This is a genomic window from Maricaulis sp. ABE4_448, from assembly GCF_056160825.1.
On sequence record NZ_JBSWXX010000001.1, the window covers coordinates 1,276,834 to 1,298,793 of the forward strand.

A 21,960-nucleotide genomic window follows, 5' to 3' on the forward strand; every position below is an offset into this window, starting at 1 on the left:
GGGACGGGGGAGTGGTAAAGGCATGTCAGCAGATTTCGCCGGGAACGACGATCACAGCGAGGATACGCCCGCCGACCGCCGGCGCCGCAAGGTGCGTGACGCGATCATTGACGCGGCGGAAACCATCTTCACGTCTGAAGGCGAAGAAGGCATTTCCATGCGCCGCCTTGCCGAAGCGATCGATTACAGCCCGGCAGCGATCTATAAGTATTTCGCATCCAAGGACGAGCTGTTCGTCGCCATCCGCGAGATGTTTTTCGAACGTCTCATGACCCGGATCCGGGCCGCGATGGATGAGGGCGGCAAGGTTGCCCCCCTGTGCGCCCGCTGTATGCGTGCCTATATCGAGACCGGCATGGAAGAGCCCAATCACTATATGATGGCTTTTTCCATGTCGACCACGACAAAGCCTCATATCCACGAGGAAAAGGAAGTGGCTTTCGAGGCCGAGTCGGCGCTGGTGCGCATGATCCAGCAAGGTCAGACAGAGGGTGTTTTCCGGCAGGTCGATCCGCGGGTCGCCTCCAAGAGTGTCTGGGCCAGCCTGCACGGACTTACCATGCTGATAGTGTGCATACAGGATTTCCCGAAAGGCATGCCGGGTTCGGAACATGTCACCCTTGAGTCCGTGATCGACCTGCATACGGACCTCATCATCAGCGGCCTCAAAAGCTGACGCATGCTGGTTATACGCAAAAGAATTTAACGTCGTTCACTTTTCAAACGATGTTTTATAACCTACATCTCGCTGCGACTTTGCCAGCGAGGGTAGTCCCGTGTCTCTTTACAAACGCCCCTTAAGTGCCGGAACGGCCGTGATCCTGTCGGCCGTTGCTATCGCGGTTCTTGTCTTTGGCGTGTCGACCCTGCGGGCCGATGCCAATGCCGCTGTATCGCTGCCGGCCCCATTGCCCGTGTCCGCGATCGAGGCGCGCTATGATGGCGAGGCGCACATCGAGGAATTCTATCCCGGTCTTGTATCGGCGCGCCGGCAGAGCGCGCTCGGCTTTGAGCGCGGCGGCCGGATCGATGCGATCGGTGTCGATGTCGGCGATCGCGTGGTGGCGGGCCAGGTCTTGGCGCAGCTCGATACGCGGGCGCTCGATGCCCAGATCGCTGCGGCGGATGCCCAAACCGCCGAAACGGCGGCCCAGACCGCGCTGGCCGCCGAGACCGAGGACCGCCAGGCTCAACTGCTTGAACGCGGCCACATTTCCCAGCAGCGTTTTGACGAGGTCCGCACTTCGACCCGGGCAGCGCTTGCCCGCCAGAACGCAGCCGCAGCACAGGCCGATGCCCTGCGTGTGCAGCGTGATCTTTCGGTTGTGACCGCGCCCTTCGGGGGCGTGGTCACAGCTCGTCATGCCGATGAGGGCGCCATCGCTCAGCCCGGACAACCGCTCCTGGAGATTGTCGAGGCAGACGCCCTGGAAATCCGGGTCGGCCTGCCTCAGCGCATCGCCGCGAGCCTCCAGCCAGGCGCCACGCACCGCTTCGTTATCGAAGGCGCTCCGGTCGATGCCGTCTTCCGCTCCTCCACCGGCGTGGTCGATCGCCAGACCCGCACTGTCAGCGCATTGTTTGATTTGCCTGCGAACGCATCTGCTGCGGCGGGCCAGGTCGTCCGCCTCGCGGTTGCGACGCCGATCGGCACGGACGGTTTCTGGGTGCCGACCTCTGCGCTGGCGGAAGGCCGCCGCGGCCTGTGGTCGGTCTACGTCCTGACGCCGGAGAGCGGCGATGCCTACACGCTGCAGTCCCGCTCCGTGGAAACCGTCCGCGTCGAAGCGGGGCGCGTCTTCGTGCGCGGTGCCGTCGAGGACGGCGAACTCCTGCTCGCCGCTGGCATCCAGCGCATCACGCCGGGCCAGCGCGTCACGCCGGCCCTTGCCGAGGCCCGCGTACAATGAGCACGCTTTTCTTCCGCTATTCCCGGCTGACCGTACTGGCCGTGATCCTGCTGGTCGCGGCCGGCCTGGGCGCCCTGATGTCGCTGGGCCGCCAGGAGGACCCGTCGCTGACCGAACGTTTCGGTACCGTGGTGACAATCTTCCCCGGCGCGTCGGCCGAACGTGTCGAGGCGCTGGTCACCGAGCCGCTGGAAGACGCTATCCACGAATTGGCCGAGATCGGTGAGACCAGTTCCGACTCGCGCTCGGGCATTTCCGTCATCACGCTGGAAGTGCGCGAAGATCTAGGTCCGGCCGATGTCGATCAGGCTTGGACGCTGATCCGCGAGCAGGTGGAAAGCGTGCGGCCGCAGCTTCCGGTCGGAGTCGGCGCGCCGGATGTCGAGCGCCGCTATACCGGCGCGGCGACGCTCGTCGTCGCGCTGAGCTGGGACGGGCAGGGCGAGGAAAATCTCGCCATCCTGTCCCGCCTCGCGGACGATCTGGAAGCCCGGCTGCGCAATCTTCCGGGCACTGAGGAGACCGATGTCCACGGTGCTGTCGAAGAGGAAATCCGGGTCCTCGCCGATCCGGAAACCCTGGCTGCGCTGGGCCTGACCGTCGCCGATCTGGCTCGCCTGACCGCCAGTGCCGATGCCAAGGCGCCGGCCGGCGAGTTGCGCTCCGACATGGTCGATCTCAATGTCGAGATCGCCGGCGAGTTCGACAGTCTCGACCGCATCCGCTCCATCGCGCTTGCCGAAGGTCCGAATGGCGAGTTCATCCGCGTTGGCGATGTTGCCGAGGTCGAAAAAGGTGCGCGCACACCCGCCGCGTCGATGGGCTTCACCAATGGCCGGCGCGCAGTTTTCGTCACGGCTTTCCTGCAACCGGAATTGCGGGTCGACCAGTGGTCCGAGGCCGCCGATGCCGTCGTCGCCGACTTCGCCGCTTCAGTGCCGGGCATCCGGGTCGAAACGATTTTCCGCCAGGGCGACTATGTAGACGACCGGCTGCACGGGCTCGCGGGCGATCTGATGATGTCGGCGCTGATCGTGTTCGCCGTCCTGTTCGTGATGATGGGTTGGCGTGCGGCGTTGATCGTCGGCTCGGCCTTGCCGCTCACCGTGCTGGCCGTTCTCCTGCTCACGCGTATCTATGACGAGCCCCTGCACCAGATGTCGGTGACGGGCCTGGTCGTCGCGCTCGGCCTCCTGATCGACAATGCGATTGTCGTCGTCGATGAATACCGGCTGTTCCGCGCGCGCGGCGAGGCGCCGTTGGGTGCGCTGGACCATGCCGTTCGCCACCTTTTCGCGCCGCTCGCCGCGTCCACCCTGACCACGATTTTTGCCTTCGCGCCGATTGCGCTGATGCCCGGCGCGGCCGGCGAGTTTATCTCGATGATCGGCATTTCGGTGATCTTCGCCGTCGGCTCGTCCTTCATCCTGGCGATGACCGTGGTCGGTGCTTTCGCGGCCTGGTTCGACGATCCGGGCCTGGCCGGCGCACCGCGCCGCTTCTGGCGGCACGGGGTGGGTGCGGGGCCTTTCGGCGGGCTCTACCGGAACATGCTCGACGCGATCACGGCGCGTCCCTGGACCGGCCTCGTCGCTGGACTGATCCTGCCCGTCGCCGGCTTCGTGGCGGTCTCCACCCTGCCGATGCAATTCTTCCCGCCGACGGATCGCGACATGTTCCAGCTGGAACTGGAATTGCCGTCCTCGACCTCGATTGCCGAGACCCGGCGCCAGACCGAGCGGGCCCGCGAGATCATCATGTCCTATGACGGCGTCGAGCGCGTCACATGGACGATCGGCGAGAGCGGGCCGCGTACCTATTACAATGTGATGGGCAATCGCGATGGCTCGCCCGGCTACGCCGCCGGCTTCGTCCATACCGGATCTGCCGAGGCAACGGCGCGCATTCTGCCCGACCTGCAGCGCCGCGTGATGGCGGAGTTTCCGCAGGCCCGCTTCCTGACCCTGCCGTTCGAGCAGGGGCCCCCGATCCCGGCACCGATCGAGCTCGTTCTCGTCGGCCCGGAACTGACCGAGCTCGATCGTCTGGGACACGAGATCCGCGGCGTTCTGAGCCAGACCCCGACGGTGACCCACACCCTGTCACGACTCGAAATGGGCGAACCTGTCGCCCGCATCATGGCGGATGAGGCTTCGGCCGAACTCGCCGGCGTCCGCCTTGCAGACCTTGCCAACCGTCTGCGCGGTGAACTGGATGGCGAGATTGGCGGTAGTGTTCTGGAAGGCATGGAGGAATTGCCCGTTCGCGTGATCGCCCAGGATGCGCGCCGGGCCAGCCTGTCTTCCGTTGCGGGTTCACCGCTGGCATCGCCGGGCGCCGACATTCTGGCGTCCCCCGTCGCGGCGCTCGGCGATGTCACTCTTGCCCCCCAGGTGGCGACCATCCACCACGAGAACGGGCACCGGGTGAATACCGTGCTGGGCTTCCTGGAGCCCTTCACCCTGCCGGCCCCCGCACTGGAGTATTTCTTTGCGGCGCTGGACGAGGCCGACATCGTGCTGCCGCCGGGCTATGAGCTGCAGGTCGGCGGTGAAGCCGCCGAGCGTGGCGGCGCCATGGCCGATCTCTTCTCCACGGCGATCCCGTTGCTGGTGCTGATGATCGGATCGGTCGTGCTGGCCTTCAATTCTTTCCGCTTTGCCGGCGTGATCTTCGTAGTCGCCTTCCTGTCGGTCGGCCTGGCGATGTTCGGGGTCTGGCTGTTCGGCACGCCCCTGGGCTTCAACGCCATTGTCGGATCGATGGGGCTGATGGGGCTGTCGATCAACGGCGCCATCGTCGTCCTGTCGGCCTTGCGCGCCGACCCGGCCTCGGTCGCGCTGGAACCCGGCGCGGTCCAGGCGACTGTGATGGACGCCACGCGTCACATCCTGTCAACCACGCTGACAACCATCGGCGGTTTCGTGCCGCTCCTCCTGTCGGGCGACAGTTTCTGGCTGCCCTTTGCCTCTGCCATGGTCGGCGGGGTGGCGGGTTCGGCCATCCTGGCACTCATCTTCGCACCGGCCGCTTTCGTGAAACTCTCCCGCCTGTCGGATAAGAAGCGGCGGCTGCTGGACAGTCTGCGGCGCGAGCGGAGCCGGGCGCGCGGCTTGCCAGAGCTCGCCGAACAAGCCTAGACGCCTTGCCTGGCAAGGGAGGTTCGCATGAGTGGTAGTCGTGGCCCCTGGCAGGTCGGTGCCTCACGGACGGTGTACGAAAATCCTTGGCTGCGCCTGACGGAGCACGACGTCACGCAGCCGGATGGTCAGCCTGGTCTCTATGGCGTGGTCGAATTTGCCAATCTGGCCATTGCCATCCTGCCGCTGTTCGCTGACGGGAGCACCGTGCTCGTGGGGCAGCACCGCTTCCCCCAGGACAAGTACAGCTGGGAAATACCGGAAGGTGGCGGGCCGCGCGGTGAACTGCCGCTGGAAAGCGCCCGGCGCGAGCTTAAGGAAGAGACCGGGCTTGAGGCTGCGCAGTGGTGCGAGGTCCTGCGCATGGATCTCTCCAACTCCACCACGACCGAGGAGGCGATCGGCTATATCGCGACGGGCCTCACCCAGGGCGAGGCTGAGCCGGAAGGGACCGAAGTGCTGGAAACCCGGCGGGTCCCGTTCCGCACAGCGCTTCACGAAGCCGTGTCGGGACGCATCACGGATGCCTTGACGGTAGCGATGCTGCTGCGCGCATACTACATGGCTCTTGAGGGTGAGCTGGACGAGACGCTGGCTGCCGCCATGTTGCAGAGATAGGCGCGAGGAGAGAGCGATGCCGCTCACCAATGTCGAAACCGCAGTCGACGCCCGCACAGGGGTGGACAAGCTCTGGGCGCGCCTGCGCGTCGAAGCCGCTTCTGCGGCCGCCGAGGAGCCGATCCTCGCCAGCTTCCTGAATGCGGCCATTCTGCGCCACGACAAGTTTGCCCATGCGCTGGCCTACCGTATTGCCTCGAAGATGGCCGACGCCCAGCTCGACTCCATGCTGGCCCGTGACGTGGCCGAAGAGGCGATCGAAGGGGATCCGCAGATCGTCGCCCAGGCAGCGGCCGACATGATTGCGGTCGACGAGCGCGATCCGGCCTGTCTCTCGCTTCTACAGCCATTTCTCTACTTCAAGGGCTATCACGCCCTGCAGGCACACCGCATCGCCCACTGGCTGTGGAAACAAGGCCGGCAGACGCTGGCTTTCCACCTGCAGAGCCGGGTCGGCGAACGCTTCGGCCTCGATATCCACCCCGCAGCCCGGGTCGGCAGCGGCGTGATGTTCGACCATGCCACCTCGGTGGTGATCGGCGAGACCGCCGTGGTCGGCGATGACTGCTCCATCCTGCACGAGGTGACACTCGGCGGTACGGGGGCAGCCCATGAAGACCGCCACCCGAAAATCGGCAAGGGCGTGCTGATCGGCGCGGGTGCGCGCGTGCTGGGCAATATCCGGGTGGGTGACGGTGCCCGGATCGCAGCAGGCTCGGTGGTGCTGGAACCGGTTCCGGCCGGCTGCACCGTGGCCGGTGTGCCGGCCAAGATTGTCGGCAAATGCGCCTGCAAGGAGCCGGCGAAGAGCATGGATCAGAGCCTGCCCCAAGGCTCCGGCTGAGCGTCTTTCCGTGGAGTTGATGAGACGCGTGCCGTAGCCGGTTGGCGCTATCGTCACAGCGTCGAACGGTTTCGTGCCGGGCTGCCCTGCCATTGTGCGGTCTTGCGAATAACCGGGCTGACGAAATCCGCCAGTCTCAGTGCAGCGCTTGCCGCGCGGCGGGACGGCACGCTAAACCGGTGCGGCTATTCCGGGCGTCCGCCCGCCATGCTTTGGGGCCGTTCATGTTCAACAAGATACTGATTGCGAACCGTGGCGAGATCGCCGTCCGGGTGATCAAGACCTGCCGCCGTCTCGGGATCGCGACGGTCGCTGTCTATTCCGAGGCGGATGCGGACAGCTTGGCCGTCGAGATGGCGGATGAGGCGGTGTTCATCGGACCGCCGGCGCCGGGCGAAAGCTATCTGGTGCTGGACAAGATCCTGGAGGCCATCAAGCAGACCGGTGCAGATGCGGTGCATCCCGGTTTCGGCTTCCTGTCGGAGAATGCGGCCTTCCCCAAGGCGCTGGCCGAGATCGGCGTGGCCTGGATCGGGCCGAATGTGACCGCGATCGACGCGATGGGCGACAAGATCCGCTCCAAGCAGCTGGCGGCGAAGTCGGGCGTGTCGACCATTCCGGGCGCCGATGGCGAGATCAATGATGCCGAGACCGCGCTGATCGCGGCTCAGAAGATCGGCTATCCGGTGATGCTGAAAGCCTCGGCCGGTGGTGGCGGCAAGGGGATGCGGATCGCCCGCTCGGATGCCGAGGTGAAGGACGGATTCAAGGCGGCGCGCAATGAGGCCAAGTCCTCCTTTGGCGATGATCGCATCCTGATCGAGAAATTCATCGAGGAGCCGCGCCATATCGAGATCCAGGTGCTCGGCGACAAGCACGGTAATGTGGTCCATCTCAACGAGCGTGAATGCTCGGTGCAGCGGCGTAACCAGAAAGTCCTGGAAGAGGCGCCGTCGCCCTTCCTCGATGCCAAGACGCGCAAGGCGATGGGCGAGCAGGCCGTGGCCCTGTCCCAGGCCGTGGATTATGACAGTGCCGGCACGGTCGAGTTCATCGTCGACAAGGACCGCAATTTCTATTTCCTGGAAATGAACACCCGCCTGCAGGTGGAACACCCCGTCACCGAGCTGACCACGGGGCTGGACCTGGTGGAGCAGATGATCCGCTCGGCCGCCGGGGAAAAGCTTGAGATTGCCCAGAAGGATGTGAAGATCGATGGCTGGGCCGTCGAGGCGCGGCTCTATGCGGAAGACCCCTATCGCGGCTTCCTGCCCTCGATCGGCCGCCTCAAGCGCTATGCCATGCCGGAAGAAGGCAAGCTGGGCCAGGGGATGCTGCGGATCGACAGTGGCGTGCGCGAAGGCGACGAGATCTCGCTGTTCTACGATCCGATGATCGCCAAGGTGATCGGCTATGGCAAAACCCGCGAGGCGGCGATCGACACGCTGGCGGCCTCGCTGGACCGGCTGCATGTGGAGGGGCTGCAGTCCAATGCGCCCTTCCTCTCCGCCGTGCTGGACGAGGCGGACTTCCGGGCCGGGCGTATCCATACCGGCTATATCGGCGAGCATTTCCCGGAAGGCTTCCATGGTGCCGCGCCGCGCGAGGACCAGCTGGTCGCGATGACCTGCTGTGCGGCCTATGTGCACGAGACGCTGACGCGGCGTGCGGGTCGGATCGAGGGGCGTCTGCGCCCGGAAGAGACGGTGAGCACGCGCGAATGGGTGGTCTTCCTCGACAAGCGCCGCATCCCGGTCGAGATCGAGATGAGCGGTGAGGGTGAGGCGACCGTGTGGGCGCCGTCGCTGGTCTCCGACAAGCTGACGGTCAGGACGGCCTGGCATCCCGGCCAGCACTTGTTCGAGGCGCAGATCGGCGGGCGTCCCGTCGCACTGGAATTCTCTGACCGGACCGAGGGCTACCTGCTGCGCCATCGCGGCTTCAAGGCGGTGGGCATTGTTTGCACGCCGCGCTCGGCGGAACTGCATGTGCGCCTGCCGGAGAAGGAAAAGCCCGACACCGCCAAACTGGTCGTCTCGCCCATGCCGGGTCTCGTCGTCGCCATCGAAGTGGCCGAGGGCCAGGAGGTGAAGACCGGCGAGCCGCTCATCATCGTCGAGGCGATGAAGATGGAAAACGTCCTGCGCGCGGAAACCGACGGCACCATCAAGTCCATCAAGGTCGAGCCCGGCGCATCCGTTGCCGCAGACGAACTCATGATCGAGTTCGAATAGGACTTCACCCCCGGGGCGGAGTCGTGCGTTACTTGGGTGTCGGGCCTGTCTTAAGCGGGCTTTTCGGGGGAGAGACACAATGGATCTGCAGTATGTCCTGCTCAATCCGAATGGCCGGATCGCTCAGCGCGAATTCTGGATCGGTGTCGGCCTGCTCATCTGCGGCAATGTGCTGTCCGGCATAATACCGGCGCTCGGCGGGCTGATCTGGCTGTTTCTGATCTATGTGGGTGTGTGCGTTTATGGCAAGCGCCTGCACGATACCGGCCGCTCAGCCTGGCTGCATCTCGTTCCCTGGGCCATCACCTTGGCCCTGACCTCGGTCGGGGGCGTGCTGATGGGCGGCGCGATCCTGACGGCGCTTCTTGCTGGTGATGACTTCAATCCGCTGACCCTGTTCACGGCGGGCAGCGGGTTTGCTCTGATGATGGGGCTGAGCAATCTCGTCTGGCTGATCTATACGCTGTGGGTCGGGCTTTCGACGGGGCAGGCGGGGGCGAATGCCTACGGGCCGGCGCCGATCCGCATCCTGACCGCGGAGCCTGCCTCGCCGTCCGACGAACAGGGCTGAGCTGAGCACGCTCTTTGCCAGAATTGCCGTGCCATTGCGAGCGAGTCGCGCTAGGTCTGGCGTATCGAGCAATGGGAGACGGACATGGCGCTCAACGACTTCATCATCGACCCCAAGGATGCCAAGCGCATCCTCATCGGCGCGAGCGGCAAGCTCGGCCCAACGGAATTCGCCCAAGGGCTGGTCGCCATCCTGGCGACCTGGGTTGTTCTGCAATTCATCAGCCTTATTCCGGTCATTGGCTGGCTGATCAGCCTCATTGTCGGGCTGGCGCTGGTTTTCTGCTGGATCTGCATTTTCGCCAAACGCTTCCATGATGCCGGACAGTCTGGCTGGATGGCTGCGGCGGCCGTGCTGGCAGTGGTTGTGATCTCGGTGGTCCTGCAGATGATCCTGATGCCGATGGTCGTTGGGGGCGCCTTGTCCAACCCGAACAGTTTCCAGGTCGCAAACCCGAGCGTGACCGTCCTGAGTATTGTCGTAGGCCTCCTGGCAAACGGTGTCGTCGGTTTCTACGTCTACCGTCTCAAGCCGTCTGCCGTGTGACACGCCAAAATCACTTGATCCTTACGAGCGGGGCCGCGATTGTGCGGCCCCGTCTTAATGTGTGGCGTTGGGAGGCACCATGAATCCGCTCGTAATCTTTCTGCCGATGTTCAGGGCGTCGCGCACGGCCTATATTCTGGGTTTCGTCGCGTTGGCGGCGCTCGATGCGGTGCGTGTCAGCTTTGCAGGCAATGCATCATCCTTCCTGCTTGTCCTCATTCTCGCGCTGGTCATGGGCTTTTTCGTGATCAGCCTGCACATGAACCGGCTGCGGTATGTGGGGCGTGGTATCGGCCTGGCCGCTCTGCCTTACGGGGTCGGGGTCGTGGTAAGCGCGATTGCGGCTTTTGCGGGCTGGATGGGCGGCTATATGAACGCTGCGAGGCTGCATCTGGCCGAAGGCGGAAATGAAGTCGGTGAGGATGCCGTCATACAGGCGCTTCAGGATCCGGCCTTCCAGCAGGAAATGCAGCGCGCCATGCAGAACAACCCTGAACTGGGCATGATGGTTATCGGCGCAGGAGCCTGGCCCTCCTATTTCGCATTCTGGATTGTCATCGCCCTGTTCGGGATCTGGTTCGCCCTGATGTCGCCGCGCCCGGCGCAAAATCAGGTTTCCGGTTAGGCGAACCGGGCAAGCGCTGGTGCGTCGACCCGGCGGGCTGCGCCGAACGCGTCCAGGAAGGCCAGGTGCAGGGCAGCGTCGAAGTCGGCCATTGTCACCGTATGGCCCAGATCCGCGAGGCTGGTGACGCCATAGCTCGGATCGGAGATGCCGCACGGCGTAATGCCGCCGAAATGCGACAGGTCCGGATCGACATTGAAGGCGATGCCGTGGAAGGACACCCAGCGGCGCAGACGCACGCCTATGGCCGCGATCTTGTCCTCGCGGCCGGCGCCGCGATCAACCCAGACGCCGACGCGCCCGTCGCGCGGGCCGGCCTCGATGCCGAATTGTGCGGCAGCGCCGATCAGCCATTGCTCGAGCGACTGGATGAAGGCCCGCACATCGCGGCCGCGCCGGGTCAGGTCCAGCATCACATAGGCCACGCGCTGGCCCGGCCCGTGATAGGTGTATTCGCCGCCTCGGCCCGTCTCGTAGACGGGAAAGCGGTCAGGCATCAGCAGGTCTTCGCGCCTGGCGCTGGTGCCGGCTGTGTAGAGCGGTTCGTGCTCGAGCAGCCAGACCAGTTCTCCGGCGGTGCCGTCGGCAATCGCCGCCGCGCGCGCTTCCATGAAGGCCAGCGCCTGCGGGTAGGGCACCTGGCCCTCGGAGACGGCCCATTCGACCGGCGGTATTGCCTTATCCATTTATCTTAACGCTCGCGAAACCGTATCAGCCCAAACATCGGTCCCGAAGCCGCGAACCGCAAGAGCAGGAGCTCATACGTGAGTCAGATCGGATCCGTCAGCGTTGAAATCTCGGTCCTCCTTGGCCGGTCGCAAATGCCGATCCAGCAATTCCTGCGGATGGGCCGGGGTGCGGTGATTCCCCTGGATACCGGCGAGGACGACCAGGTCTGGATCCTGGCCAATAATCACCCGATCGCCCGCGGCGATGTCATCATCCAGGGCGATCGCGTTGCCGTGGCCATTACCGGGCCGGCCGATGCGAACGAATTCTTCGCCGCTGCATAAAGCGTTGCACAACACTCTTCACAAGGCGCGGCGATATTGCTATCTCCCGCGCCTCCATCACGTGCGGTCGTGGCGGAATTGGTAGACGCGCAGCGTTGAGGTCGCTGTGGGGTAAAACCCGTGGAAGTTCGAGTCTTCTCGACCGCACCATCCTTCGCCCTTCGGGCCTGAGGTGGAAAACCCTCCGTGCCTTGGGCGACGGAGGGCCGACGAACTCTCTTCCTGCTTGCATGTCGGACGTCCGGACCGGGCGGGCGTCCCGTCGTGCCCTGCGGGCAGCAGGAGACGCCCGGCACCGGTTGCGGCCGCGCGGTCAGACCTGGGCGTAGCCGCCGTCGACGAAGACTTCGCCGCCGGTCATGAAACTGCTGTCGTCCGAGGCCAGGAAGGCCGCGACGGCGGCGGTTTCCTCCGGACCGCCGATCCGGCCGAGCGGCGTGTTCTCGACGAAGCCGGCGGTGATCTCGTCGCCCGCACCCGTTGCGTCGAACAACTCCTTCAGTTTGACGGTTTCCGTGGCGCCTGGCGATAGCACGTTGACGCGGATGTCGGTGCCCTTGAGGTCGAGCGCCCAGCTGCGCGCCAGATTGCGCACCGCCGCCTTGGAGGCGCTGTAGACGCTCATGGCGGGCGTGCCGGTGACGCCGACCGTCGAGCCGGTCAGGATCACGGAAGCGCCGCGGCGCAGCACGGGCAGGGCCTTCTGGACCGTGAACAGCGTGCCTTTCACATTGATGTCGAAGGCGTGGTCATAGTGTTCGGGGGTGATTTCGCCCAGCGGCGCGAATTCGCCGACGCCGGCATTGGCGAAGAGCACGTCGATGGCGCCCTTTTCGCGCTTCACCGTGTCGAACAGGCGGTCGAGATCGGCGAGGTTGGTTACATCGCCGCGAATGGCCCGGGCCCGATCGCCCAGTTCCGCCACCGCATCGTCCAGCGCCGACTGGCGGCGGCCGAACAGGTAGACGAACGCGCCGTCGGCGACGAAGCGGCGGGCCGTTTCCAGCCCGATCCCGCTGGCGCCGCCCGTGATGACGGCGATTTTTCCTTCAAGCGTCCTCATCAGAAAATCTCCCTTGGCTGAGGCGGGCTAGAAGGTGAGAGGTAATTTCCTTTGCACAAGTATGCACCTTTTGGTAAGTACCAAAAAATGAGCGAAACCCCGACCGGAACGCGGCCCTTCATCTGCGGTCTCGACGCGGCGCTGCGCGTGATCGGCGGCAAGTGGAAGCCGATCATCCTGTTCTTTCTCGCCAGGGCGCCGATGCGCTACGGCGCGTTGAAACGGGCCGTGGCCGGCGTGAGCGACAAGGTGCTCATCGCCCAGCTCAAGGAGCTCGAGGCGCACGGGGTGATCTCGCGCACCGATCACGGCGAGGTGCCGCCGCGCGTCGACTACGCGCTGACGCCGCTCGGCCGTTCGCTCAGCGAGACCCTGGTCCCGTTGTGCAATTGGGGCGATGCGAATCGGACCGTCATCGCCGCGGCGCTGGCGGGGGGAAAGCGCCCTCCGGACCGGGGCGCCGCGGCGTCCGCGGCTGCTGGGGCCGCGGAACCGCCGGCCGGCTGAAGCATTGCCTGTTGCCCCTCGTGGGAATGGGTCCCAAAACCCTGCAAATTTCCGGATTTGCGCGTCGGCGCGGGCTCGATTTCGCGTGATTCCGCCCCTAGTGTAGACGCCATGGCGATACGATAAGGAGGAGCATATGGGCGAAGCCGCGTTCGAAGACGACCTCCTTGTCGATTCGCCGGCCCGGGCGGATATTGATCCGGAATTTGTCGGCAATCTCCGGCAGGCCATCGCCGATGGCGATGGTGACGCGATCCGGCGCATGCTGGCGCCGCTGCACGCTGCCGACATCGCTGACGTCCTCGAGCAGCTGACCGCTGGGCAGCAGGAGGGCGTTGCGACGCTCGCGCCTGATGTCTTCACCGGTGAAGTGCTGGCCGAGATCGAGCCGGATACGCGTGAAGTCGTCATGGCCTATCTGGACCCGTCGCATCTGGCGGCGGCGATCCAGGAGCTCGATTCGGATGATGCCACCGAGGTCGTCGAAGAACTCGATGAAGAGACACGTGCGGCCGTCCTCGCGGAGATCTCCGAGTTTGACCGCGAGGCCGTCGAGCAGAGCCTGGCTTTCGAGGATGAGACAGCCGGCCGTCTCATGCAGCGCGAGTTTGTCGCGGCGCCGGAATTCTGGACCGTGGGGCACGCGCTCGATCATATGCGGGCGTCGGACGATTTGCCGGACAAGTTCCACGATCTCTTCGTTATCGATTCCGGCTTCCGACCGGTGGGCGAGATCCCGGTCTGCCGCCTCCTGAGTGCGCGGCGCGATGTGGCGTTGTCGGATCTGATGGAGCCGCCACGCATCCTCGTCGATCCGGAGACCGACCAGGAGGAGGTCGCCTATCTCTTCCAGAAATACCACCTGGTCTCCGCGCCGGTCGTCGACAGTGCCGGACGGCTGACGGGTATGCTGACGCTGGACGATATCGTCCACGTCATCCAGGACGAGAACAAGGAAGACCTTCTGGCCCTGGCCGGCGTGAACGAGGCGGGCCTGGCGGATACCGTCGTGCGGTCCGTACGATCGCGGGCGCCCTGGCTGCTGGTCAATCTGGCCACGGCTGTGCTGGCCTCCGGTGTGATCGCCCTGTTCGAGGGCGCGATCTCACAGGTCGTTGCTCTGGCCGTGCTGATGCCGATCGTGGCTTCGATGGGCGGCAATGCAGGCACGCAGTCGCTGGCGGTTGCGGTGCGCTCGATCGCCGAGCGTGACCTGACCGCCGCCAACGCCATGCGGGTGATCTGGCGCGAACTGGCGACCGGAACGGTCAATGGCGTGATCTTCGCGGTCGTGATGGGCGCCGTGACCATCCTGTGGTTCCAGGATGTAGCCTTGGCGAGTGTGATTGCCATCGCCATGGTGCTGAACCTCGCCTGCGCCGGCCTGTCCGGCATCCTGGTGCCTTTGGGCCTTGTGCGCGCGGGCGCGGATCCGGCCGTGGCCTCGTCGGTCTTTGTGACGACCGTGACCGATGTGATCGGCTTCCTGGCCTTTCTGGGACTGGCGACGCTGGTCCTGTTGTGATGATATTAGGGTGTCCCGGTAAAGGGCCCGGCTGACGAATGGTGACAGCGTGCGTGTTTTGACAAGTCTTGTAGCGGTGCTTCTGGCATCCGGTCCGGCTGTTCTGGCCCAGAGCGCTGCTGATGGCGGGCATTGGGAAGAGACGGCACGGCTGGACGCGCCGCGTGCGGGCCTTGCCGTTGTGGTGCATGACGGCCGGATATTCGCGGCTGGCGGTTCGGGCCTGACTTCGCCGCGCGACGAGTTTGAAAGCTATGATCCAGGCTATGAGCGCTGGTTCCCGGAAACGCCGCTGCCGCGCGGGCTCGAGCATTTCGGCATGGCCGCGACCGGCGAGCGCATTTACGCCGCTGGGGGGTATGCCGCCGACGAAACAGCGGTGGTCGGTCCCAGCGCGCGCATGTGGTCTTTCTCGGCCGAGGGCAATATCTGGCAGAGCGAAGCCGCCATGCCGGCACCGAAGGCGGATTTCTCGCTGGTTGCCATCGAGGGGCAGCTCTATGCCATAGGCGGCTTGCGCGATGATGCCTCTGTTTTCACGTTCGATCCCGAGGCCAGCGAATGGTCGACCCTCGAGGCCCCGGACGGGGTCACCCGCCGGGGCGCCGCGGCTGTCGTGATCGATGGCCGCGCACATGTGCTGGGGGGGGCGACAGCACAGGGCGCTGTCGACCGGCACGATGTATTCGACCCGCAAAGCGGTGAATGGACGACCGGCCCGGCGCTGCCGGGTGGCCGGTCGGGGCTGGCGGCGGTTGTCCGGGCCGGCCGGATCCACGTCTTTGGCGGCCGCGCAGCAGACGGCGGCGCCACGCTGCAGGATCATCTTTCCTGGGCGCCGGGTGAGGCTGGCTGGCGCGAGGAAGCGGCCATGCCGTCGCCGCGAACCGGCGCTGACGCCGCTTTGCTGGACGGCGACATCTTTCTGGTTGGTGGCGGTTCCGGCGGCGGATTCTTCGCGCCCTTCACCGCCATCGGCACGACGGACGTCTTCCGCGGGCCGCAGGAATAGCCGTGCGGCGCCCCGCTTGCAGGGGGAGTGGACAGGGCCAGGGCAATGTCTCGAAACGGAACATGACGAAACCGCAGTTGAAATCCTCTCCGGCCGCGCGTGAGCTGATCAAGCGGTTCGAACCATTCCGTGAGACGGCGATCCGCGGGGCGGACGGCCGCTGGGTCGTGGGCTATGGCCACAGGGCCGCGGCACGCGGCGGTATCAAGGTCTCGGAGGAAGAGGCGTCGCTGCTGCTGATCTACGACGTGATGCAGGCCGAGACGGCGATCGACGAGATCGCGGATATCCCGCTGGCGCGCGGACAGCGCGACGCGCTGGTTTCCTTCATTCACGATATTGGCCGTGACGCTTTCCGCAATTCCGATGTTGCCCGCTATCTCTATGAGGGGCGTCTGGATGCCGCGGCCGAGGCGCTGGCAGCGCATGGTGATGGCACCAGTGCGCGCCGCGAGGCGGAAAGCCGGGCTTTCCTGGATGCGATGGTACCGGCGCGAGCCGAGCGTCCGGCCGTCGAACTGGTGATCAAGGTCGAGCATCCCCGCGAGGAGCGTGTGCTGGAAGGCGCCATTGCCGGCGGCCGGGACGAACCGGTCGAGGATTATGCACCGCCGCCGCCTCCGCCCATGCCCGACCGCCGCATCTCCAGCCGTGCCGAAGCCGAAGCGGAGATTGCCCGCATTCTCGCCACGGTCGAAGCCATGCCGCTGGAAGAGCGTGAGGCGCTGGCCGACGATCACGACATGGCTACGGTGGAAACGGCTGTCTCGGATATGAGCGACGCGCCGGTCGAGGCCGCCTATGAGGCGCTGGAAGTAGAAGACGCGCCGGTCGAAGAACCGGTCGAAGACCAGATTGAAGCCGCCGGGGACACGGCTGTCGAGCCTGTTGCCGAAGAGCCGGCCGTTGACGCGGGCACTTCAACGGACACGCCCGAGTTAGCGAACACGTCCGAGGCGCTCGTCGCTGCCCGCATGAGCGAGGAGTTGGCTGAAGCCGCGGGCAGTGAGCCTGAGGCGGTCGCGCCAGCCTTCGTCCTGCCGGCCGATACGGCGCTCGGCTTTGCCCTGACCGCCATGCCGGGCCTTGAGTTCACCGAAGCTGACGAAGCTGTTCAGGCAGCGCCGGCGCCGGCCGAGCCCGCCGCCGAACAGCCGGCGCCGGTTCCGCAGCTGCCGCTGCAGGTCGAACTGGGCTATGCCTTCACATCGGTAATGACGGCGCGATTCCGGCCGAATCCGACAGAAGGCGATGTCGTGGTGCCGGCGCCTGCACCACAGCAAGAATCTGCGCCGGACGTGATCGAGACGCCTGCGGAAGCAGTGGCGTCCGTCGTCGAAAACGAGATGCCCGCTTCGACCGCGCCCGAAGATGCGCCGGAAGTTGCCGTCACGGAGATCGTAGAACGGGCCGTTGCCGTTGCCGGTCTGGACACGCCGCCGCCGCATGCGTCGAATGTGCCAGCTGAAAGCCATGGTGCTGTCGGCGAGGTTGAGGCCGAGCGCGTCGAGGAAGCCGAAGCGGATGAGGAAAACGCGCACGACGCTCTGCTGGATGGCGACGATCCGCTGACCCGCGATTCCGATGAGGACAGTTTTTCGCCGCGCGATCTGGCCGCCGATCTGCCGCCCGAGGCCGAGGAAAAGCCGGTTGGCAAATCCGAGGATGGCAGCTGGGGTTATATCGCCTCGCTGGCAGCCGGCGCCGTGGTGACCGCCTTCGGTGCGGTGATGACGTGGGGCGACTGGGGCCGGATGTGGTCGGAGCGCAGTCTGACCGGCGATGCCTGGGCGCTGATTGCAGGCGTTTTCCTCATGCTGGCTGCTGCGTGGTCGCTTGGGTCGGTATGGCTGGTGCGATTGAAAAAAAATCGGCGCTCCACCGCTTAAGTCAGGCAAAGCTTTTCGCGGGTTTCACGCCGGTATCTTGACCGGTCCCGCCCGCGTGATACATCGCGCAGCATGATTTCGAACCAATACCCTACGCTTGATTTCCACCTGGGCGATACCGCGGACATGATCCGCGACACCGTCCGTTCCTTCGCTTCCGACGAGATCGCGCCGCGTGCGGCCGAGATCGACGAGACCGACATCTTCCCGCACGATCTGTGGAAGAAGATGGGCGATCTCGGCCTGCTCGGCATTACCGTCGAGGAAGAGGAGGGCGGGTCCGGCCTGGGCTATCTGGAACACGTCGTCGCGATGGAAGAGATTTCCCGTGCCTCGGCCTCCGTGGGGCTGAGCTATGGCGCCCACTCCAATCTCTGCGTCAACCAGCTGCGCCGCTGGGGCAATGCCGAACAGAAGGCGAAATACCTGCCCAAGCTGATGTCCGGCGATCATGTCGGCTCGCTCGCCATGTCCGAGCCCGGCGCGGGGTCCGACGTGGTGTCGATGCGCCTGAAGGCCGAGAAAAAGGGCGATCGCTACGTCCTCAACGGCTCGAAGATGTGGATCACCAATGCGCCGACCGCCGATACGCTGATCGTCTATGCCAAGACCGATGCGGAGGCCGGTTCGCGGGGGATTTCTGCCTTCATCATCGAGAAGGGCATGAAGGGCTTCTCCGTCGCCCAGAAGCTCGACAAGCTGGGCATGCGCGGCTCGGAGACCGGTGAACTGGTGTTCGAGGACTGCGAGGTTCCCGAAGAGAATGTCATGGGTCCGCTCAATGGCGGCGTGGAAGTGCTGATGTCGGGTCTCGACTATGAGCGCGCCGTGCTGTCCTCCGGCCCGGTCGGCATCATGCAGGCCTGCATGGATGTGGTGATGCCCTATATCCGCGAGCGCAAGCAGTTCGGCCGTTCGATCGGTGAATTCCAGCTGGTCCAGGGCAAGCTGGCCGACATGTATGTGCGGATGAATGCCACGCGCGCCTATGTCTATGCCGTCGCCCAGGCCTGCGATCGCGGCCAGACGACGCGCAAGGACGCCGCCGGCGCCATTCTCTACGCCGCCGAGAACGCCACCCAGATGGCGCTCGACGCGATCCAGCTGCTCGGCGGCAATGGCTATATCAACGAATATCCCACGGGCCGCCTGCTGCGCGATGCCAAACTCTACGAGATCGGCGCCGGCACGTCCGAGATCCGCCGCTGGCTGATCGGCCGGGAGCTGTTTGGCGAGACGGCGTAGATCGGCTTTTCGGACCGGTGCGAGGGGGCGAAATGATGCGTATCGGCTGGCGCGGCGGGCTCGCGCTCGGGGCTCTGGTGCTGCTGGGCGGGCTTGCCAGCCTGGTCTGGCTGCAGCGCGGTTATCTCTCGGAAGGCGTGCCCGCCCTGCGGGGCAGCCCGATCGTGGCGCTGCCGGAGGCGCGTCCCTATACCCCGGGTATTGTGGCGCCGGGCCAGGAGACCCGCGCCGCCGAGGCGCAGGCCCTGCTCGAAGCGCATCTGGCGCAGATCGGCGTGCCCGCGATCTCCGCTGCCGTGGCGGTCGGCGGCGAGACGGTCTGGTCCGGTGCGGCCGGCCACGCCGATCTTGAGGTGGGCACTCCCGCGACACCGGACACGCTGTTTCGCATCGGATCCACCTCCAAGGCGGTGACGGCGACCCTGTTCGCGCGCATGACCGATGCCGGCCTGGTCGATCCGGACGCGCCGGTCTCCGCCTATCTCGACGACCTGCCGAACGAGGACTGGGCTGACCTCACCCTGCGCCAGCTCGCCTCGCACACGGCCGGTATTGTCGGTTACGAGGAGAACCGGGATCTGGGCGGGCTGTGGGAAAGCATGCGCCTGCAACGCCACTACGCCGACACGGCCGATACGCTCGACCTGTTTGACGGCGCCGCCCTGCTGTTCGAGCCCGGCACGGATTTCCACTATTCCTCCTACGACATCCAGCTGCTCGCCGCGGTCCTGCAGGCCGCCGGCGGCGCGCCCTATCCCGAGCTTGTGGCGAGGTGGGTGCGCGAGCCGCTGGGCATCGCCACACCGCTCCCCGATGCGGAGGCGCTCGGGCGAGCGGAATTCTACCACGCCGAAGACGGCCGGATTCAACGCTGGCGCCCGGTGGATCTGAGTTCGAAACTGGCCGGCGGCGGCTTCATGGGCCGGCCCGAAGACCTGGCCCGGCTGGGCGCCGCGTGGCTCGACCCGGCGTTTATCTCACCGCAGACGCGGGAGGTCTTCTGGACGCCGCAGACCCTTGCCGACGGGTCGGTCAACGAGCAGGGCTATGCGCTCGGATGGCGCCGCAACGAAGGCATTCGCGGCGCCGGCGAGACGCTCGTTTATGTCCACCACGGGGGCGTGTCGAAAGGCGCGATGTCCTGGCTGGTGGTGATCCCCGGGAAGGACATGGCGATCTCGATGACCATCAACAGCCTTGTCTGGCCGTTCTCGGACTGGTCACGCCCCTGGGCCGACCTGGTGCGGATTTTCGATCCCGCAACACCGGTCGAACCGGATCCCGAAACGGAGTAGGGCGGCAGCCGCCTCAGTCCTTCGGCTCTTCCGGCTTGTTGGCGGAATAGGCATCCTGCAGCAAGTGGCCGTCCGCCTTCAGACGGTGGACCGGTTCCGGCGTTTTCGGGCCGATATCGTCACCGGCCATGTCCGGCATTTCCGGATGGCGCGGATCGTCGGGATCGGTGACCGGATTGGCGACCCGGTCGAGATGCCGGTCCGGCGAGCCCGCCGGGCGTACTTCGCCATCATTGCGCAGGAAGCCGTGATCCTCGCGGTCCGGCTCGCCGACCTCGCCCAGGGGGCGTTCCGGCGTGGCGTCCTCCTGGTCAAGCGGCAGATCGCGCTGTTGCGCTTCGCCATAGCCGTGCTGCTGGTCGGTATCCTGACGGGCCTGGGGATCGTTTTGGGGGCGCATGGCGTTCTCCTTGGGAGTGTGTGGGGGAGATGTCTTCCCCCATGCAACGGCCAGCCGCGCAAAACGATCCGGACGGGGCATGACGGGGCATGCACGCAATCGTCATCCCGGCACCCGCCGCGCTCTGCTAGCCTTGTCCTGCCCCGCCCCCGCACAAGGAGAGAACCCGTGACCGATTATTCCGACCTCAAGGCTGTCTTCATCAACTGCACGCTGAAGAAATCGCCCGATGTTTCCAACACCGAGGGCCTGATGAAGGTGTCGCAGGCGATCATGGACAAGCAGGGTGTGGCGACCGAGATGATCCGGCTTGTCGATCATGATGTCGCCCACGGCGTCTATCCGGACATGACCGAGCATGGCTGGGACACGGATGTCTGGCCGCAGATCTGGGCGCATGTGAAGGCGGCGGACATCCTCGTCGTCGGCACGCCGATCTGGCTGGGTGAGGAAAGCTCGATAGCGCGCCTGCTGATCGAGCGGCTCTACGCCCAGTCCGGCGATATGAATGAAAAGGGCCAGTACGGGTTTTACGGCAAGGCCGGCGGTTGCATCGTCACCGGCAATGAGGACGGCATCAAGCATGTCGCGATGAGCGTGCTCTATGCGCTCCAGCATGTCGGCTACACCATTCCGCCCCAGGCCGATGCGGGCTGGATCGGGGAGGCGGGACCCGGACCCTCCTATCTCGACGCGGACTCGAACGGCCCGCACAATGAGTTTACCCAGCGCAACACCACCTTCATGAGCTGGAACCTGATGCATGTCGCAGCGATGTTGAAGCGGGGCGGCGGCCTGCCGGCCGAGGGCAATTCCCGCAAGGCCTGGGAAGACGGCGCCCGTTTCGATCATCCCAATCCGGAATATCGCTGAGGCCTTGTCAGAAAGTCCGCGACCGGTGCGGTGGCGCGGCATACCTGCTAGGTTGTCGCCGATCAGGAGGTTTTCCCATGGTGCTGACGTCGATTTTCGCTGCAGCGATGCTACTGGCCGCACAGGGCGATAAGCCTGCTCCGGCGTCTGCTGGCGCAATGCCGCAATTGAGTGCGTCGGATACGGTCGCAATGTGCCTTGGGAGGCGGGACGGGACGTCACGCTCGTGTATCGGCGATTTCACCGGGGCGTGTATCCGGCTAGGTGAAAGCGGCGAAACGAATGCCGGCATGATGTCGTGTGCGTCGCGGGAACTGGACGCTTGGGATGCCGTGCTCAATGAAGCCTATGTCGCGCTGAGTACAGCTCATGAGGGTGAGCAGGGCAGGGCCTTGCGCGATGCTCAGCGTGCCTGGATTGCAAAAAGGGACGCTGATTGTGTGTTCCTGGCATCGATTTTTGAAGGCGGCAGTCACGCTGCCCTGGAGCAGACGAACTGCCTTCTGACCGAGACCGCCGAACGCGCCATCGTGCTGCGTGACTGGTCAGAGCACTATCCCCCATTCTAGGGGCGGCTGCCTCTACACCTTCGCCAGCACCCGCTGACTGGACGTAGCCCCCCATTGTGGGGTTAGTTGGCGCCAACTTCG

Annotated in this window: 21 protein-coding genes and 1 tRNA gene; 19 read left to right on the forward strand and 3 right to left on the reverse strand. The window is 65.2% G+C overall.

Annotated elements, in window-relative coordinates:
• Positions 1–22 precede the first annotated feature (22 nt).
• From ACXAJV_RS06255 to ACXAJV_RS06295, 9 genes are all read left to right on the forward strand, one after another.
• Positions 23–676 (forward strand): TetR/AcrR family transcriptional regulator, encoded by a 654-nt coding sequence (locus tag ACXAJV_RS06255; protein ID WP_475083153.1) that lies wholly within the window; start codon positions 23–25, stop codon positions 674–676.
• Positions 677–776: 100 nt separating this feature from the next.
• Positions 777–1,910 carry an efflux RND transporter periplasmic adaptor subunit gene (locus tag ACXAJV_RS06260; protein ID WP_475083155.1) on the forward strand — a complete coding sequence of 378 codons (1,134 nt, stop codon included), beginning with the start codon at positions 777–779 and terminating at the stop codon, positions 1,908–1,910.
• A complete protein-coding gene (locus ACXAJV_RS06265) occupies positions 1,907–5,050 on the forward strand; it encodes an efflux RND transporter permease subunit (RefSeq protein WP_475083157.1) in 3,144 nt (1,047 codons plus the stop codon). Before ACXAJV_RS06260 ends, ACXAJV_RS06265 begins: the two co-directional genes overlap by 4 nt.
• Before the next feature lie 27 nt (positions 5,051–5,077).
• The gene (locus ACXAJV_RS06270) at positions 5,078–5,668 is read left to right on the forward strand and encodes an NUDIX domain-containing protein (protein ID WP_475083160.1); all 591 of its coding nucleotides are present in this window, start codon (positions 5,078–5,080) and stop codon (positions 5,666–5,668) included.
• A gap of 16 nt (positions 5,669–5,684) precedes the next feature.
• Complete coding sequence (gene cysE, locus ACXAJV_RS06275) at positions 5,685–6,512, forward strand: serine O-acetyltransferase (protein WP_475083163.1); 828 nt, start codon at positions 5,685–5,687, stop codon at positions 6,510–6,512.
• A 224-nt stretch (positions 6,513–6,736) separates the two neighbouring features.
• Positions 6,737–8,746 carry an acetyl-CoA carboxylase biotin carboxylase subunit gene (locus ACXAJV_RS06280; RefSeq protein ID WP_475083165.1) on the forward strand — a complete coding sequence of 670 codons (2,010 nt, stop codon included), beginning with the start codon at positions 6,737–6,739 and terminating at the stop codon, positions 8,744–8,746.
• 79 nt (positions 8,747–8,825) lie between these two features.
• The gene (locus ACXAJV_RS06285) at positions 8,826–9,317 is read left to right on the forward strand and encodes a DUF805 domain-containing protein (RefSeq protein WP_475083167.1); all 492 of its coding nucleotides are present in this window, start codon (positions 8,826–8,828) and stop codon (positions 9,315–9,317) included.
• Positions 9,318–9,401: 84 nt separating this feature from the next.
• Complete coding sequence (locus ACXAJV_RS06290; protein ID WP_475083170.1) at positions 9,402–9,863, forward strand: DUF805 domain-containing protein; 462 nt, start codon at positions 9,402–9,404, stop codon at positions 9,861–9,863.
• A gap of 79 nt (positions 9,864–9,942) precedes the next feature.
• A complete protein-coding gene (locus ACXAJV_RS06295; RefSeq protein ID WP_475083173.1) occupies positions 9,943–10,488 on the forward strand; it encodes a hypothetical protein in 546 nt (181 codons plus the stop codon).
• On the opposite strand, the gene lipB is transcribed toward ACXAJV_RS06295, so the two are convergent.
• Positions 10,485–11,174, reverse strand: a complete 690-nt coding sequence (lipB, locus tag ACXAJV_RS06300; protein ID WP_475083175.1) for a lipoyl(octanoyl) transferase LipB — start codon at positions 11,172–11,174, stop codon at positions 10,485–10,487. The two genes, ACXAJV_RS06295 and lipB, sit on opposite strands and share 4 nt — an antisense overlap.
• A gap of 78 nt (positions 11,175–11,252) precedes the next feature.
• On the opposite strand from lipB, the gene ACXAJV_RS06305 reads away from it, so the two are divergent.
• Positions 11,253–11,501 (forward strand): FliM/FliN family flagellar motor switch protein, encoded by a 249-nt coding sequence (locus tag ACXAJV_RS06305; RefSeq protein WP_475083178.1) that lies wholly within the window; start codon positions 11,253–11,255, stop codon positions 11,499–11,501.
• A 63-nt stretch (positions 11,502–11,564) separates the two neighbouring features.
• Positions 11,565–11,651: transfer RNA gene (locus ACXAJV_RS06310), tRNA-Leu, on the forward strand.
• 163 nt (positions 11,652–11,814) lie between these two features.
• Here ACXAJV_RS06310 and ACXAJV_RS06315 read toward each other — a convergent pair.
• Positions 11,815–12,564, reverse strand: a complete 750-nt coding sequence (locus ACXAJV_RS06315; protein ID WP_475083181.1) for an SDR family NAD(P)-dependent oxidoreductase — start codon at positions 12,562–12,564, stop codon at positions 11,815–11,817.
• An 87-nt stretch (positions 12,565–12,651) separates the two neighbouring features.
• Here ACXAJV_RS06315 and ACXAJV_RS06320 point away from each other — a divergent pair, with 87 nt between their 5' ends.
• From ACXAJV_RS06320 to ACXAJV_RS06345, 6 genes are all read left to right on the forward strand, one after another.
• Positions 12,652–13,071, forward strand: coding sequence for a winged helix-turn-helix transcriptional regulator (locus ACXAJV_RS06320; RefSeq protein ID WP_475083184.1), 420 nt, complete (start codon positions 12,652–12,654; stop codon positions 13,069–13,071).
• A 136-nt stretch (positions 13,072–13,207) separates the two neighbouring features.
• Positions 13,208–14,596: a magnesium transporter gene (gene mgtE, locus ACXAJV_RS06325; protein ID WP_475083187.1), complete on the forward strand. Its 1,389-nt coding sequence runs from the start codon at positions 13,208–13,210 to the stop codon at positions 14,594–14,596.
• A gap of 49 nt (positions 14,597–14,645) precedes the next feature.
• Complete coding sequence (locus ACXAJV_RS06330) at positions 14,646–15,608, forward strand: Kelch repeat-containing protein (protein ID WP_475083190.1); 963 nt, start codon at positions 14,646–14,648, stop codon at positions 15,606–15,608.
• 62 nt (positions 15,609–15,670) lie between these two features.
• Complete coding sequence (locus tag ACXAJV_RS06335; RefSeq protein ID WP_475083192.1) at positions 15,671–17,497, forward strand: lysozyme; 1,827 nt, start codon at positions 15,671–15,673, stop codon at positions 17,495–17,497.
• A gap of 72 nt (positions 17,498–17,569) precedes the next feature.
• Positions 17,570–18,742: an isovaleryl-CoA dehydrogenase gene (locus tag ACXAJV_RS06340; protein ID WP_475083195.1), complete on the forward strand. Its 1,173-nt coding sequence runs from the start codon at positions 17,570–17,572 to the stop codon at positions 18,740–18,742.
• Between the two features lie 32 nt (positions 18,743–18,774).
• Positions 18,775–20,037 carry a serine hydrolase domain-containing protein gene (locus tag ACXAJV_RS06345; protein WP_475083198.1) on the forward strand — a complete coding sequence of 421 codons (1,263 nt, stop codon included), beginning with the start codon at positions 18,775–18,777 and terminating at the stop codon, positions 20,035–20,037.
• A gap of 13 nt (positions 20,038–20,050) precedes the next feature.
• Here the strand turns inward: ACXAJV_RS06345 and ACXAJV_RS06350 are convergent, their stop codons facing one another.
• Positions 20,051–20,437, reverse strand: a complete 387-nt coding sequence (locus tag ACXAJV_RS06350) for a hypothetical protein (RefSeq protein ID WP_475083201.1) — start codon at positions 20,435–20,437, stop codon at positions 20,051–20,053.
• 168 nt (positions 20,438–20,605) lie between these two features.
• Between ACXAJV_RS06350 and ACXAJV_RS06355 the strand changes: the two genes are divergently transcribed.
• Complete coding sequence (locus ACXAJV_RS06355) at positions 20,606–21,310, forward strand: flavodoxin family protein (RefSeq protein ID WP_475083204.1); 705 nt, start codon at positions 20,606–20,608, stop codon at positions 21,308–21,310.
• 77 nt (positions 21,311–21,387) lie between these two features.
• Positions 21,388–21,879, forward strand: coding sequence for a lysozyme inhibitor LprI family protein (locus tag ACXAJV_RS06360; RefSeq protein ID WP_475083207.1), 492 nt, complete (start codon positions 21,388–21,390; stop codon positions 21,877–21,879).
• The last annotated feature ends 81 nt before the right edge of the window (positions 21,880–21,960 follow it).

What these genes read in the sequence shown, in the direction of transcription:
- ACXAJV_RS06255 (WP_475083153.1), top strand. Translation starts at nt 23, where the DNA reads ATGTCAGCAGATTTCGCCGGGAACGACGATCACAGCGAGGATACGCCC.
- ACXAJV_RS06265 (WP_475083157.1), top strand. Translation starts at nt 1,907, where the DNA reads ATGAGCACGCTTTTCTTCCGCTATTCCCGGCTGACCGTACTGGCCGTG.
- ACXAJV_RS06270 (WP_475083160.1), top strand. Translation starts at nt 5,078, where the DNA reads ATGAGTGGTAGTCGTGGCCCCTGGCAGGTCGGTGCCTCACGGACGGTG.
- cysE (WP_475083163.1), top strand. Translation starts at nt 5,685, where the DNA reads ATGCCGCTCACCAATGTCGAAACCGCAGTCGACGCCCGCACAGGGGTG.
- ACXAJV_RS06280 (WP_475083165.1), top strand. Translation starts at nt 6,737, where the DNA reads ATGTTCAACAAGATACTGATTGCGAACCGTGGCGAGATCGCCGTCCGG.
- ACXAJV_RS06285 (WP_475083167.1), top strand. Translation starts at nt 8,826, where the DNA reads ATGGATCTGCAGTATGTCCTGCTCAATCCGAATGGCCGGATCGCTCAG.
- ACXAJV_RS06290 (WP_475083170.1), top strand. Translation starts at nt 9,402, where the DNA reads ATGGCGCTCAACGACTTCATCATCGACCCCAAGGATGCCAAGCGCATC.
- ACXAJV_RS06295 (WP_475083173.1), top strand. Translation starts at nt 9,943, where the DNA reads ATGAATCCGCTCGTAATCTTTCTGCCGATGTTCAGGGCGTCGCGCACG.
- lipB (WP_475083175.1), bottom strand. Translation starts at nt 11,174, where the DNA reads ATGGATAAGGCAATACCGCCGGTCGAATGGGCCGTCTCCGAGGGCCAG.
- ACXAJV_RS06315 (WP_475083181.1), bottom strand. Translation starts at nt 12,564, where the DNA reads ATGAGGACGCTTGAAGGAAAAATCGCCGTCATCACGGGCGGCGCCAGC.
- ACXAJV_RS06320 (WP_475083184.1), top strand. Translation starts at nt 12,652, where the DNA reads ATGAGCGAAACCCCGACCGGAACGCGGCCCTTCATCTGCGGTCTCGAC.
- mgtE (WP_475083187.1), top strand. Translation starts at nt 13,208, where the DNA reads ATGGGCGAAGCCGCGTTCGAAGACGACCTCCTTGTCGATTCGCCGGCC.
- ACXAJV_RS06335 (WP_475083192.1), top strand. Translation starts at nt 15,671, where the DNA reads ATGACGAAACCGCAGTTGAAATCCTCTCCGGCCGCGCGTGAGCTGATC.
- ACXAJV_RS06340 (WP_475083195.1), top strand. Translation starts at nt 17,570, where the DNA reads ATGATTTCGAACCAATACCCTACGCTTGATTTCCACCTGGGCGATACC.
- ACXAJV_RS06345 (WP_475083198.1), top strand. Translation starts at nt 18,775, where the DNA reads ATGATGCGTATCGGCTGGCGCGGCGGGCTCGCGCTCGGGGCTCTGGTG.
- ACXAJV_RS06350 (WP_475083201.1), bottom strand. Translation starts at nt 20,437, where the DNA reads ATGCGCCCCCAAAACGATCCCCAGGCCCGTCAGGATACCGACCAGCAG.
- ACXAJV_RS06360 (WP_475083207.1), top strand. Translation starts at nt 21,388, where the DNA reads ATGGTGCTGACGTCGATTTTCGCTGCAGCGATGCTACTGGCCGCACAG.